This window comes from uncultured Oscillibacter sp., from assembly GCF_910579365.1.
GTDB lineage: Bacteria > Bacillota > Clostridia > Oscillospirales > Oscillospiraceae > Oscillibacter.
Window position 1 is genome coordinate 16966 of the sequence record NZ_CAJTUX010000031.1, and the last position, 13723, is coordinate 30688.

The following is a 13723-nucleotide window of genomic DNA, read 5'->3' on the forward strand; positions in this document are numbered from 1 at the left end:
GGGCCTTCGGGGGCGGTGCTCCCGAAGGTCCTTTTCGATGCGCGCGGCCCGGTCAATAGCCGCTTTTTTCCCCCTCCGGCTGACCGTAGGTCTTGAAGCGCTCCATCACATCCGCCATGGCCTCGCCGCTGAGAACGTTGGGCTTCCCGATGCAAAGGGCCCGGTATTGGAGTTCCGCCACATACTCCATGTTCCTGGCCAGGCTGAACGCCCCGTCCAGATCCTTCCCGCAGACCACCAGCCCGTGGTTTGCCAGCAGGACGGCGTTGGAAGCCCCGGCGGTCCGGACGGCGGCTTCCGCCAGCTCCGGCGTGCCGAAGAGGTGGTAGGGCGCGCAGGGAACCGTGCCGGCTCCCGCGTCGGCGATGGCGTAGTGCACCGCCTGAATGGGCTGGCCCAGGACGGCGAAGGTGGTGCAGTACATGGAGTGCGTGTGGACCACCGCGCGGGCGCCGGGCTTTTTCCGGTAAAAGAGGGCGTGAAGCCCCCACTCGCTGGAGGGCTTCCGGCTTCCCTCCACAACGCCGCCCTCCAGGTCCATGACCACCACGTCCTCCGGCTGGGTGTCAAAATAACCGATGCCGGAGGGGCTGATAGCCATAAGGCCCCCCTGGGGATCATAGATGCTGAGATTGCCGCTGGTGCCGGTGCTGAGCCCGGCGGAGCTCATCCGCCTGCCGTACTCCGCCACCAGCTCCCGTTCTTTCCGCATAAGCATGACTGCGCTCTCCTTCCCTCAATAAAACTCCCGGACCTCCGTATCAAAATACCGCTCCAGCAGATAGGGGACGTAGACCCCCTTGTCCGTCACCACGCCGGAGATCAGGTGGGGCGGCACTATGTCAAAGGAGGGGTAGATGCCCCGAACCCCCGGCACAGTGCTGGGCACGCCTCCGCACTCCAGCACCGGCGCGGGGTCCCGCTGCTCGATGACGATGTCCCGGACGGAGCGCTTGTCCCCGTCCGGAATGCCGGTGACGTAGTAGGGTATGGCAAAGTACTTCGCCAGGATTGCCAGCTGAAGGGTGCCGATCTTGTTGGCTACATGCCCGTCCCGGGCGATGGTGTCCGCCGCGGAGGTGAAGAGGCTGATGTGCTCCCGCTCCATAACGTAGGCGGCCATGTTGTCGGTGATCACGGTGGTGTCAAACCCCATCTGGGCGAAGCAGCTGGCGGTGAGCCGGGCCCCCTGAAGGAAGGGCCGGGTCTCCGCGCAGAAGACGCGGAAGGTCTGGTTCCTCCGGGCGGCGGCCCGGATGACCGCGCCGATGACGGTCTCTCCATAGCACTGGGTCAGGATCGCGCCCCCTGGGGGAATCAGCTCCGCCAGACCGTCCCCTACGATCTGCATCGTCCCATACCGCCGGTTCAGGGACTCCAGCGTGGAGTCCACAATGGCGGCCACAGGGTCCCGCCCCTCCTCCAGGGCTCTCTCCGCCGTCTCCAGGCAGCGGCGGGTGATCTGGCCATAGCGGTTGGCGGTGGTGGGCCGGGCGTGGGCCAGATCGCGGGCCGCCTGGCCCAAAAAGGCCCGCTGGTCCGCCCGGGGCCTGTCCCGGACCTCCCAGGCCGCCAGAGCCATGCCCATGCCCACGGCGGTATAGGGCCCGGCGCTCTGGGTCACCATGTCCGCGATGGCCTGGGCCACCTGACCATAGGTCTCGCAGACCTCAAACCGCACCTCCGCCGGGTAGACCCGGCGGTCCAGAATGCGGACCTTCCCCTTCTCGTACCAGGCCACGTTTTCGTATTGCAGAAGAAAGGGCATCCCTTGATCCATACGCTCCATACCGGCGCGCCTCCCCATTTTAAAATGCCGCCGCCCACAGAAAGGGGCGGCGGTTTTTCGGTTTATTTCGTTCCAAAAATCCGGTCGCCCGCGTCCCCCAGACCGGGGACGATATAGCCGTTCTCATTCAGCCGCTCGTCCACCGCGCCGCAGTAGATGTCCACATCCGGGTGGCTCTTCTGGATACGGGCGATGCCCTCCGGCGCGGCCAGCAGGACCATCAGCTTGATGGTGGTGCAGCCGTACTCCTTCATGAAGCCAATGGCGGCCCCGGCGCTGCCGCCGGTGGCTAACATGGGGTCCACAATCAGCACGTCCCGCTCCGCCACGTCCTTGGGCATCTTGCAGAAGTACTTCACCGGCTCCAGGGTCTCCTCGTCCCGGTACAGGCCGATGTGCCCCACCCGGGCGGAGGGCACCATTCTGAGAACGCCGTCCACCAAACCCAGGCCCGCCCGGAGAATGGGCACCACGGCAAACTTCTTGCCCTTAAGCATGGGGGCGGTGGTCTTGCAAATGGGCGTCTCCACCTCGCAGGTGGTCAGGGGCAGGTCCCGGGTAGCCTCGTAGGTGATCAGCATCCCGATCTCGGAGACCAGCTCCCGGAAGTCCTTGACGCTGGTGTTCTTGTCCCGGAGTATGGTCAGCTTGTGCGCCACCAGGGGATGGTCCATGACGTGTACTTTTCCGCTCATAAAAACACTCCTTTATGGATTTAAGATGTCCTTGCGCGTTCCCGCTTATCCGCCCGGCCTCTCCCGCCGCAGCCGTTCGGCCTGGGGAGGCCGGAGATAGACGGGGGAGAGCTCCTGGGCCGTCACCAGCCCGCCAGCCCGGGCGATGTCCTCCGCCTCCAGGGCGACGGACACGGCGTTCTCCTTCACCAGATGGGGCGGGGCCAGACGGCAGGGCACGTCCGCCGCCGTCAGAAAACCAAAGCACAGCTCCCCGCCGTCCCCCAGGACGGTCTTGGGCCGGGGATCATTCCGCAGCTCCTCCGCCAGATCTTCCAGGGCTATGGCCCGGTCCGGCGTCAGGCGGGTAAGAACGCCCTCCCTCGCCGCGAACAGGGCGTTGTACACCTGCTGCCGCCGGGCGTCCATGGCGCAGACCACCAGCCCGTCCCAAACGGCCGCGTTCCGGGCCAGGGCCGCCAGGGTGGACACCGCCGCGCAGGGTTTCTCCGCAGCCCAGGCCAGCCCCTTGGCGGCGGAGACGCCGATGCGGACCCCGGTAAAGGACCCCGGCCCCGCAGAGACGGCGATGACGTCCATGTCCGCCGCCGTGTTGTCCGTGTTTTTCAAAAGACACTCCACCAGGGGCATCAGCGTGCGGCTGTGGGTCAGCCCGGTATCCTGATACGCGGAGGCCAGGACCTTCCCATCCTCCGTAATAGCGGCGGAGACGGCCTTGGCGGCGGTCTCCAGGGCCAAAATTTTCACAGCTCCCCCACCCCCTCGATGGTAATCTCCCGCCAGCGCTCATCCTCCGGACTGCGGGCGATGGAGACGGTGACAGCGTCCTCCGGCAGCGCCTCCTCCACCCGCTCGCTCCACTCCACGGCGCAGACGCCGCCCCGGTCCAGATAGTCCTCCCAGCCGATGTCGAAGAGGTCCCCGGCGCCGTCCAGGCGATACATATCAAAGTGGAACAGGGGCAGGCCGGTTCCCTCGTATTCGTTGACAATCGTAAACGTGGGGCTGGTGACCCGGCCCTCGTAGCCCAGCCCTCTGGCCAGGCCCCGGGTGAAGGCAGTCTTCCCCATGCCCAGGCCCCCCCGGTAGGCCACCACGGCGCCGGGGACCAGGGCGGCGGCCAGGCGGCGGCCCAGGGCCTCGGTCTCCGCCTCGCTGCGGGAACGGTATTCCACAGGCCTCATCCTCTCTTGAAAATCAATTCAGTATAACACAAATTGAATAAAGTGTAAAAAGAAATTTTCCGCCGTTTACAGTTTTTTTGATTTGTGGTAAGATAACGCAAATATAGAAATTCAACGACAATGGAGCGAATCATGCTGAACCGATTAAAAGCCACCCTCATGGACTTCATCCAGCAGGCGGACCTGATGCTTCTGGGCCTTTGCAGCGCCGCCACGCTGTACGGCATCGCCCTGGTCTTCAGCGCCACCCGGTACATGGACCACGACACGCGTATGCGCCGGATGATCATCCAATCTGCGGCGCTGCTGCTGGGCGTGTGCATATATATCTTCTTCTCCATGCTGGACCTGGAGTCCATCACCCGAAAATGGAAATGGATGCTGGCCTTCAACGTGGTTTTCATCCTTCTGCTGCGGACGCCCTTTGGAATCAGCGGCAACACCGGCAACCGGGCCTGGCTGAAGTTTCCCTTCATCCCCTTCCAAATCGGCCCCGCCGAGGTGGTCAAGATCACCTTTGTCCTCCTCCTGGCCAAGCAGATCGAGTGGCTGTGGGAGGAGAAGGAGGACCTGAAATCTTTCGGTTCCGCCTTCTTCGTGGCCGCCCACACCCTTGGGCTCTGCGGGCTGTATTTCCTGGTCTCTCACGACATGGGCAATGGCCTGGTATTCGTGTTCATCTTTCTCTGCATGGCCTTTGTTGCGGGCTTTGCCCTGCGGTGGTTTCTGCTGCTGTTCGCCGGGGCCGGGGGGGCTGTCGCCGCCGTGCTGCTGCTGGACCTGGTGCCGGAGAACATGATGTATATGCTCAACCGCTTCATCGTCCTGTTTGACCACAGCTTCGACCCCCAGGGGGTGGGCTGGCAGCAGACCCGGAGTCTGCTTGCCATCGGCTCCGGCGGCCTCTACGGGCAGGGCTATCTCAACGGCAACCTGACCCAGAGCAGCAGCTGGTCGCTTCCGGCGAAGCAGACGGACCTGATTTTCTCCGTCACCGGGGAGGAGCTGGGGTTTTTCGGCTGCCTCGCCATCATGCTTCTGCTGCTGGCGATCATCTTCCGCATTCTGCTGGTGGCCCGGAAGGCCCGCACGCCCTTCTACCGCTATGTCTGCGTGGGCATGGCGTCCATCTTGATCTTCCAGACCGTCATCAACATCGGCATGTGCCTGTTCGTCATGCCCACCATCGGCATCACCCTGCCCTTTTTCAGTTACGGCGGGTCCTCCGTCGTCACGCTGTACATGGCCATGGGCGTGGTGTCCGGCATCAAGAAGCGCTCCCCGGAGATGCGGCGGGTGGCGCGGTCGCCGCTACGGTGACGGGCCGGCGCGGGAAACCGCCGTGGCGGCGGGCGGAATCCTCCCGCCCGCCGGGCTGCATAATTTCAAAGAATGGGAAAACACTACTCCTGTACCAATTCATACAGGAGGATGATTTCCCATGAAACACCATCTGACAAAAGCCGCCGCGCTGGCCCTGGCGGCGGTACTGATGACCGGCAGCGCCTCGGCGCTGTTCGGCAAAAAGGCCGATGAGACGCCTCCGGAGGGCGCGCCCCAGGTCTGGGACCTGGAAATCCGCACCTACCGGGATATCCCCTCTCAGGGGGAGTTTCTGGCCTCCGACCCCGAGGGGGACGAGATGACCTTCACCCTGGCGGAGGAACCCCGGAAGGGCACGGTGGTCATTGAGGGCGGCGGGTTCACCTACACGCCGGACGAAGGCATCACCGGCTCCGACCGCTTCACCTACACCGCCACGGACAGTCAAGGCCATACCTCGGCTCCCGCCAAGGTCAGCGTGACCATTGACAAAACCCGCTCCGGCGTCACCTACTCCGACACCGAGGGCAGCCCCGCCGCCCGCGCCGCCCAAACTCTGGCGGAAAAGGGCGTTTTCACCGGCGGAAAGATCGGGGACCTCTATTACTTCCAGCCCGATCAGCCGGTAAGCCGGAGCGAGTTCCTGGCCATGGCCCTGGAGACGGCGGGCCGGGAGGTGACGAACGTCACCATAACGGGCTTTTGCGACGACGCCAGCATCCCCGCCTGGGCCAAGGCCTACGCCGCCGCCGGCGCGGCGGACGGGGTGATTCGCGGCAGCGCCACTGCCGAGGGCGTGGCCTTCCGGGGCAGCGAGTTTGTCACCTTCAATGAGGCGGCCACCATTTTGGACCGGGTGCTGGACCTGGGCGACGTGGACCTGGACGTGTGGTATGCGGACCGGAGCGCGGCCCCCTCCTGGGCGGCCCAGGCGGTGGGAAACATGGAGGCGGTCAGCGTTCTCTCCGCCGGCAGTTTTGGAAGCCAGTCCATGGAACAGGCCGTAACCCGGGCCGACGCGGCCCAGATGTTGGAAGCGGCCGGAATCCTGCTGGAGGGTGAGGAACCCCCGTCCAAGGGACTTTTCAGCTGGCTGGGATAAGGTTTAAGGGGACCCGCCGGAAAAATTCCGGCGGGTCTTTTCCGGATGGAGGCTAACGGTTTTTCTGCCCGCGCGGGCGCTTCGGCCAGTGCGCAGCAGGCAGGCCGCGCGGAGACGGAAGTGCCGCCGGAACGGGCTGCCGGAGCGTGAAAGAGCGGGCCGAGAGCGGGCTTCAAAAAATTTTGGAAAATTTTTTGAATTAGGGCTTGCTTTTTGCGGGGAAGTGTGCTAATCTATATGAGCTGACATGAGTGAGCAAAATTTATCCGGGTGTAGCGCAGTTGGTAGCGCACTTGACTGGGGGTCAAGGGGTCGTGAGTTCAAGTCTCGCCACTCGGACCAAGTTTCGTTGACAAACGAGATGCACGCAAAAATCCCGCACTTTGGTGCGGGATTTTTGTGCACAAAGAGCATGGTTTACTTGAAAATAAGAATAATTGGGATAGGATGGAAGAATTTGGGGGCGTAAAATAAAAATAACGCACCAGAGATGCAAAAACAGCAGTTTTGGCAGTTTTTAGCAGCCTGCTCGACTCGAACTCTCCGCCTCTCTCTAAAAAAGAAAAACACACCTCCCCCGGAGCTGCCAAGCCGCTCCGAGGGAGGTTTTCCATTTCGGGAGGGCCCTTCCCATCATTGGTGCTTATGCTTCATGTGTTCAGCGTTCTTCGGTGGTCTTGGTAATAGCTTTATCAATGCTTTCCGGCTATACTGTCGTTACAACAAACGGGAAGGAGAACGGCAGCATGGAACAGAAAAAGAACCTCTGCGCTCAGATCCCCCTCAGCCTCCACACGCAGGTCAGCGAGGCCAGAGAGGCGGCGGGCCAGACCACCAGCGAGTACATCACGAACCTGCTGATCGAATACTACAATTTAAAGAAAGACGGAGGTACGACGACTATGAGCGACAATACGAGAACGATGGCCTTCCAGATCCCCGAGGAGCTCTTCCAGCGGATCAAGGCCCACCTGGAGCGGGAGACTCAGCGGACCGGAAGGAAGTACACTCAGCGGGAGTTCGTGCTGGGGCTCATCGAGGAGGCGCTGAACGAGGCCGAGCGGCAGGCCGCCGAGGAGGCCGGGCAGACCGCCGCCCCCGGGACCAGCGTCAGCCCCTGTGAGCCCTCCGAGCCCAAGGAGGAGGCCCTGCCCCCGGAGAAGCCCTAACGCGCCACAGCGGACCCACACGGGCCGTGTGAACCCCCCGGTGATCCAACGCCAGGATCGCCGGGGGCTTTTTTCGTTTCCGGCAGATCAGACGCTGAAGTTCAGCTGATGGTAATAACCGTCATAGATACGGGAAATAGGCTTGTCCGCCACGGCAGGGCGATCCGGTCCATAGAGCAAACTACCCAGCTTATAGCTCACGCCATTGACACAGACATTCTCCCCCGCGCTGTGGCTGCCGAACTTCGTCAGCCAGGCAAGGGCCTCCCGCACGGTACAACCCCGGCGAAGCTGTCCCTGCTCGTCCCACAACGGATCATAATCCAGCACCATTGCACAAAAAACCTCCCTTATTTTTTACAATACCTCTAAACATTGTAACTGGAAAGGCCAGGAAAAGCAATGCCGGACATGGAGAAAAAGCAGGTTGGATTTTGTAAAAGTTCAGTCTTGACAGCGCAAACATTACGGCCCCAGGAGAAGCAGCCGGGCAGAGCACCCCGTTTTGGGATGCCCTGCCCGGCTGTTTTTGCTTTCAGCCGAAGGAGGTGATTTTTTCTGAACCAAAATACAGCTTTTCGTTTCACAGACGCCGAAATGGATGTCGCCAAGCACACGGACCTGCTGGGTCTGCTGCCCTCCCTGGGATACACGCTGAAGCGGATCGGCAGCTACTACACCACGGCGGAGATGGACAGCATCCGTATCCGGGACCCCACCAGATGGAAGCGCTACTCCACCGGACAGGGCGGGGACGCCATCACTTTCCTCCAGGAGTTCTGCGGGATGCGCTTCCCGGAGGCGGTGGATTATCTCCTCGCTTACCATGGGAGGTCCAGGGACTCCCCCGACCGGGACAAGCCCGTCCCCCGCCCCAAGCCGCCTCCGCCCAGGGAGAAGCCGCCCTTCGTCCTGCCGCCCGCCAACCCGGACCAGCGCCGGGTGTTTGCGTACCTTCGCAAGCGGGGGATCGCCGCCCAGGTGATTCAGCGCTTCATAGACGCCGGGCTTCTCTATGAGGACGCTCAATACCACAACTGCGTGTTTGTCGGCAGGGATGGCAGCGGCCAGCCCAGGTTTGCCAGCAAGCGAGGCACCTGCGATCTGGGCGGCTCCGGCTTCAAACGGGATGTTCTCGGCAGCGACAAGAAGATCGGCTTCCGCCTGCCCTGCGATCCGGAAATTGAGGAGGTGGCGGTTTTCGAGGCCCCTATAGACCTTATGAGCTTCTGCACCCTCTGCCCGGAGGTCCACAGCAACGCCGTCGCCCTCTGCGGGTTGTACAGCGGACCGCTGGATACCTACCTTCGGGACCATCCCCACCTGAAAGCCATCAAGCTCCTGCTGGACCATGACGAGCCTGGGATCACGGCGGCGAAGGAGATGCGGGAGAAGTACCGGGCGGCTGGGTACGAGGTGGAAATCCGGGTCCCGAAGTACGGCAAGGACTGGAACGCGCAGCTTAAATACAAACTCACGGGGGTCTTAGAGGAGGTGAAGCCACCCAAAAGCACAGAAAATCCCACAAAAAAGGAGGAAACCAAACCTATGGCGAACTTAGGCAAGATCATCAGCGACAAATCCACAGCGGACGCCAAATGGCGGGAGGAGCGGCAGGCGGACAAGGAAACCGCCGCTGCCCTCCGGGACGCCAGCGTCATACAGATCACCAAGGACCCCGAAAAATTTGCCTGTTACCTGGAGCTCCAGGGGGACAACCCCTCCTACAGTTCCGGGAACATCGCCCTGGCCATGGCCCAGCTCCCGGAGGCCACCGTGGTCCATACCCGCGGCCACTGGAAGGACCTGGGCCGCTTTGTGTTGGACCCGGAGCTGAAGAACGGCGCCAGCATCTTCACCCGGTCCGCCACGGGCCGGGGCTACAACCTCACCAGCGTCTACGATATCGCCCAGACCCAGGGCCGGGAGCTGCGAACGCCTCAGCTGAGGGATGACACCGAAGCTATGGAAGCGGCCTTGACCGCCCTGCTGAATTTCGCGCCCGTTCAGGTGGTCGCCGGAGAAAATCTGGAATCTGGGGCCTATTACGACCCCCGGCAGATGACCCTGGCTATTGACACTGAACTCTCGGACAGCCAGGCGTTTGCGGCGGCCGCCGCCGAGATTGCCCAGGCCCGGTTTCATGACCGGGGCCGCAACCCCGCCTACAGCCGGGAGAGCTGTGAGCTGAGCGCCCAGAGCGTTTCGTACATCCTCTGCCGCCGCTTCGGTATCCAGCGGGAGCTGCCGGACCTGACGAAGATGGCGGAGCGCTGCCAGGGCTGGGAGATCGAGGACCGGCTGGCCTTCCTGAAAGAGATTCAAGGCATGAGCCGTCAGATTGGCGGTTCCATTGAGAAAACCATCGCTCCGCCCCAGCGGAAGGCTCCGGCTCGGAGCGGGGACGAGAGATAGTCCCACTATTTTGAGATAGGAGAACAACATGAAAAGAACGATTCCTTTGCTCCTGGCTGCATTCCTGCTTTCCACGCTTCTGTCCGTTCCCGTCCAGGCCGCCGAAGAATCCGGGCCGGGCAGGGACAGCGCCTATTACCCCATTTCCGTAGAGGAATACACCTACGGTGACTTCGACGAGCTTCGCATCCAGAAGGTGTATCAGCTGTCCCTGGACGATGACCCCAGCCTCATTCCCACGGAGGACTTTGAGCGAAACGGGCGGCTGTACTACCTGCTGGACATGACCCGGAAGGACGAGGTGGGCGTGGACACCAAGCCCCATGTCCAGACCGTGACCATGCCCAGCGACACCAATAACATGGAGAAAATCCTCCAGACTCTGGACGCCGAGATCGAAACCGTCACGGAGGACGGCTACACCGGGAAGCTGCACCTGGACCACACCACGGTCAAGGTGACCACGGACGGCTACGCCACCAAGACCGGCACAGTGTCTGCGACTCGTACCTATCCGAATTTGTCGGACGCGGACCTGTCCCTGGTGCCCAAGACCATCTCGGACGGCGGACGGAGCTTGACCCTGGCGGACGTGCAGTGGAGCAATTCCACTCAGGAGTCCGGCGAGGGCGTGGTCACCCGCTACACCGCCACGGCCCGGTATACCGGCAGCACCTCCAGCAAATACGCCACCGGGTATACGGTGACCGCCGACTACTCCGGCGAGGTTTCCAAGACCGGCTGCAATGTGGTCACCTATACCGCCGTGTTCGGCAGCACCGAGGCCCCGAAGGACTCCGGCGTTCAGGACGGCGAACCCGTTGATGCTTCCGGTATCAAGCGCCCGCTTATGATCGGCGGCGCGGTTCTGGTGCTGGCTCTCGGCGGTGCCTTTGTGTACAAGAAAATCAGAAGGAGATAATGCCATTGAAAAAGTTCAGACTGTTCCTGCTGGTCTGCATGATCTGCGTCCTGTGCGCCGTCCAGGCCAGCGCATTGGAGTACAGCTACGATGGAGCGGACGATTTCCTGTTTGCCCGGCCCACCAGCGACGATACCATCTATGAAGTTGAAAACCCCAACGTGGACCGGAGCAAAAACGTGGCCCTGGTGGCCCCCGGCTTCGGTACCCCTACCAGTTACCTTCCCGGCAGCGGAGAGGCCCTCACGCCGAACCTTGTCCCCGGCGCTTTGAGCGGCGGACTGGTGAATCAGGTGGGCAGCGCAAATTACTCTGTTTCGGAAAATGGTGTGTCCAGCGGCATGGGCGGGTTCCTGCCCAGCACGTCCATCCTGGACAGCAGTTCCTCCGGCTCTTCCACTCCCCCGGAGCAGTTCACTGTCACCACCCGGCCCAATGACACGGCCTCCGTGGGCTTCACCAGCGTCACCGAGGACAGCTACTACAGCAACGGCTCCCTGGGTACCCTGAAAATCCCCGCCATCGGCCTGAATGTCAAGATCGTCCAGGGCACCGACAGCGCCGCGCTGAAAAAGGGCGTGGGCCACTTTGAGGAGACCTCCATCTGGAACGGCAACGTCGGGTTGGCCGCCCATAATCGGGGGACCAATTCGTACTTCGGAAAAATCCATACCCTGGAGGCCGGCGATGAGATCACCCTCTCCACCAAGGAGGGGACCCGGACCTATGAGGTGACCTCCATTGCCAAGGTGACGGAAACGGACCTGAGCAGCCTGGAGAATACCTCCGAGAACTGCCTGACGCTGTACACCTGCGTCCGGGATGAGCGGGACCTCCGTTGGTGTGTGAGAGCGGCTGAATTGACCGATTAAATCGGGCTGAACTGTCTGCCGATTCCAATAGACATTCCTTCGGGTCTGTGGTAGTGTTGCGGTTGCGAAAGCCCTGACAAAATCACGGAAATGGAGGAAAAGCTATGAAAAGGAACAGTAAAGTGTTTGGGATGTTGGCGGCTGGCATACTGTCCGCGGCGCTGCTGGCAGGCCCGGCCCTGGCGGCGGGCCCGGAGATCCGGGTAGGCAGCTACAAGGGCAATACCCTGGAGGCAGGCGAAAGGAGCTGCCTCATCATCGGACCTGTCGGACCGGAGTACATCGCCGAATCCAGCAACCCGGAGGCTATCACCCTGGAGCGGGTCCTGACCTATTGGGTAGCGGTGGCCAGGGCGGAGGGGACGGCTGAGATCACCGTCACCGATAAGGCCGGAAGCACCGGCGGTCTGACGCTGACCGTAGAAGCGGCGGAGCCGTCCCCGGCCCCCAGCGAAGCTCTGGACCTGTCTGTCAACATGGACATCCGTCTGGAGATGGTCCGGCTCATCAACGAGGTACGCCTGGAACATGGGCTGGCAGAACTGCCCACGGACGATTCCCTCATGAACGCCGCCCAGGACATCTCCAGCCAGTGCGTCACGGAGCACCGCCCCTATGACCACATGGCCCTCATCCGCTACGGCTGGCCTCACGGCGGGCTCTACAACCTCACCATGTTCGGCGCCTATGACTGCCCGGACATCGCCCGGCAGGCCATTGACTACTGGATCGCGTCTCCCGGACACTTTGAAACCATGCTGCTGCCGGAGGCGTCCCACGTCGGAACCGGCGTCACCTTCAAAAACGGAAAAGCCTACTGCTACATGGTTGTAGGCGATCCCACCGGACATAACCCCTATGAATAAGGAATCACACACCACACGGAGGCCCCTTGGCATCACGCCAAGGGGCCTTTTTTCGTTCAAAAATCAAATCGGAAAGGAAGCATTTATGCAAGAAAAACATCATTCCCTGCGAACGCGCCTGACGGCCCTGCTGCTGGCGCTGGTCTGCGTCCTGAGCCTGTTCCCCACCACGGCCTTCGCCGCCGGGGATACCATCACGCTGAAGGAGTTCGGCCACTCCGGCGTGGCGTATCAGTCCGCCGCCCTGGGGCGCTGTACTCTTCATGAAATGACCTTTAAAAACGGAAACAAGGACACCACCGGCTTCTGCGGCACGAAAGGCGGAGGCATGGGCTCCTCCCTCCAGGGCCAGACCTGGGGGAACAAGCGGTCGATCTCCGACCCCACCGTGGAAATCATGATGGCCTACTACTACGCTCACTCCACCGGCGTTTTCACCGACGAGGCGGAGGCCCTGGGCGTTGCGGATGTCTGGAGCCCTGGGTATCGGTGGTACATGAACGCCTGGGTGCAGGCTTGCATCTGGCGGTATCAGCAGGGCAGCATGAGCGACCCCGTCGTGGCCTGCGCCGAGGAGCTCATGGCCGTGTACAACACCCTGGAGGGCACCCACTACACCAGCATCGACCAGAAGCAGGGGGAAAGCTCCTTCCGGGACCGGACGCAGTTCATCCTGGACCTGGGCAGCCAGGGCAGCATCCGGAAAGTAGACGCGGACAATCCCTCCAAGGGACTCGCCGGGGCGGTGATCAAAATCACCGGCGTGGACAACAGCTTTGTGGGGACCTATACCACGGCTGAGGGCGGCTGGCTCACAGACGTGCCCTGGGACTCCATGCCTATTGGCAGTTATGTCGCGGAGGAAATGACTCCCCCGGAGGGATACACCAAGAGTCCGGATCAGAACAAGGTGAAGCAGAGCTTCCATTGGGATGGAAAATCCGACGTTTCCCTGGTTTTTGAAAACGACAGCAAGGTAAAAATTCAGCTCATCAAGCTGGATGATTCCAACAATCCTCTCCCTGGCGCGGTGTTCAATATCCTGAAGGACGGGCAGATCATTGGGACTGAAGCTACCAAGGCGGACGGCTCCATCACGGTGACGGATGTGACCGAGGGAATGTACGCTTTTGTGGAAGTGTCTGCGCCCTCGCCTTATGCCAAGCTGACGGAGCCGGTTATTGCCCATGTGGATCAGACCGCCGTCAATGGGGGCGGCACCGTCACTGTCACGGCCTCCGACAAGAAGCTGCCGAATCTGACCATCCTGAAGCGGGACGCCAAGACGGGAGACGTGATCCCCGACACCCACTTTGAGATCAAGGGCATCCATCCTGGCCTGGCTGGCGGGGCATCCGGGCACACGCTATGTGATTCTGGACGACC

14 protein-coding genes and 1 tRNA gene are annotated in these 13723 nt (G+C 61.9%); 9 read left to right on the forward strand and 6 right to left on the reverse strand.

The window, feature by feature from the left end; all coding sequences use genetic code 11:
• Positions 1-52: 52 nt before the first annotated feature.
• The 5 genes from QZ329_RS08805 to tsaE all read right to left on the reverse strand — a co-directional run bounded on the left by QZ329_RS08805 (position 53) and on the right by tsaE (position 3659).
• Positions 53-718 (reverse strand): class II aldolase/adducin family protein, encoded by a 666-nt coding sequence (locus tag QZ329_RS08805; RefSeq protein ID WP_295751263.1) that lies wholly within the window; start codon positions 716-718, stop codon positions 53-55.
• Positions 719-736: 18 nt separating this feature from the next.
• Complete coding sequence (locus QZ329_RS08810) at positions 737-1789, reverse strand: S-methyl-5-thioribose-1-phosphate isomerase (RefSeq protein ID WP_295751266.1); 1053 nt, start codon at positions 1787-1789, stop codon at positions 737-739.
• 62 nt (positions 1790-1851) lie between these two features.
• Entirely contained in the window at positions 1852-2484 is a 633-nt protein-coding gene (gene upp / locus QZ329_RS08815; RefSeq protein WP_295751269.1) for a uracil phosphoribosyltransferase, read from the reverse strand.
• A gap of 45 nt (positions 2485-2529) precedes the next feature.
• Positions 2530-3231, reverse strand: coding sequence for a tRNA (adenosine(37)-N6)-threonylcarbamoyltransferase complex dimerization subunit type 1 TsaB (tsaB, locus tag QZ329_RS08820; protein ID WP_295751272.1), 702 nt, complete (start codon positions 3229-3231; stop codon positions 2530-2532).
• Positions 3228-3659, reverse strand: coding sequence for a tRNA (adenosine(37)-N6)-threonylcarbamoyltransferase complex ATPase subunit type 1 TsaE (gene tsaE / locus QZ329_RS08825; protein WP_295751274.1), 432 nt, complete (start codon positions 3657-3659; stop codon positions 3228-3230). Before tsaE ends, tsaB begins: the two co-directional genes overlap by 4 nt.
• A gap of 141 nt (positions 3660-3800) precedes the next feature.
• Here tsaE and QZ329_RS08830 point away from each other — a divergent pair, with 141 nt between their 5' ends.
• The 4 genes from QZ329_RS08830 (at position 3801) to QZ329_RS08845 (ending at position 7262) form a co-directional block, all read left to right on the forward strand.
• The gene (locus QZ329_RS08830) at positions 3801-4988 is read left to right on the forward strand and encodes an FtsW/RodA/SpoVE family cell cycle protein (RefSeq protein ID WP_295751277.1); all 1188 of its coding nucleotides are present in this window, start codon (positions 3801-3803) and stop codon (positions 4986-4988) included.
• Positions 4989-5109: 121 nt separating this feature from the next.
• Positions 5110-6093: an Ig-like domain-containing protein gene (locus tag QZ329_RS08835; RefSeq protein WP_295751279.1), complete on the forward strand. Its 984-nt coding sequence runs from the start codon at positions 5110-5112 to the stop codon at positions 6091-6093.
• Positions 6094-6359: 266 nt separating this feature from the next.
• Positions 6360-6435 (forward strand) — tRNA-Pro (locus QZ329_RS08840).
• A 404-nt stretch (positions 6436-6839) separates the two neighbouring features.
• Positions 6840-7262 carry a translation initiation factor 2 gene (locus tag QZ329_RS08845; RefSeq protein WP_295751282.1) on the forward strand — a complete coding sequence of 141 codons (423 nt, stop codon included), beginning with the start codon at positions 6840-6842 and terminating at the stop codon, positions 7260-7262.
• 87 nt (positions 7263-7349) lie between these two features.
• Here the strand turns inward: QZ329_RS08845 and QZ329_RS08850 are convergent, their stop codons facing one another.
• A complete protein-coding gene (locus tag QZ329_RS08850; RefSeq protein ID WP_295751284.1) occupies positions 7350-7595 on the reverse strand; it encodes a hypothetical protein in 246 nt (81 codons plus the stop codon).
• 264 nt (positions 7596-7859) lie between these two features.
• Here QZ329_RS08850 and QZ329_RS08855 point away from each other — a divergent pair, with 264 nt between their 5' ends.
• From QZ329_RS08855 to QZ329_RS08875, 5 genes are all read left to right on the forward strand, one after another.
• Positions 7860-9677, forward strand: coding sequence for a DUF3991 domain-containing protein (locus QZ329_RS08855; protein ID WP_295751287.1), 1818 nt, complete (start codon positions 7860-7862; stop codon positions 9675-9677).
• A 28-nt stretch (positions 9678-9705) separates the two neighbouring features.
• A complete protein-coding gene (locus tag QZ329_RS08860) occupies positions 9706-10599 on the forward strand; it encodes a hypothetical protein (protein WP_295751290.1) in 894 nt (297 codons plus the stop codon).
• Positions 10599-11471, forward strand: a complete 873-nt coding sequence (locus QZ329_RS08865; protein ID WP_295751293.1) for a class D sortase — start codon at positions 10599-10601, stop codon at positions 11469-11471. The genes QZ329_RS08860 and QZ329_RS08865 overlap by 1 nt, the downstream gene beginning before the upstream one ends.
• Positions 11472-11575: 104 nt before the next feature.
• Positions 11576-12337 carry a CAP domain-containing protein gene (locus tag QZ329_RS08870; RefSeq protein WP_295751296.1) on the forward strand — a complete coding sequence of 254 codons (762 nt, stop codon included), beginning with the start codon at positions 11576-11578 and terminating at the stop codon, positions 12335-12337.
• A gap of 85 nt (positions 12338-12422) precedes the next feature.
• On the forward strand, positions 12423-13723 hold a 1301-nt coding region (locus QZ329_RS08875; RefSeq protein WP_295751299.1), incomplete at its 3' end, for a SpaA isopeptide-forming pilin-related protein.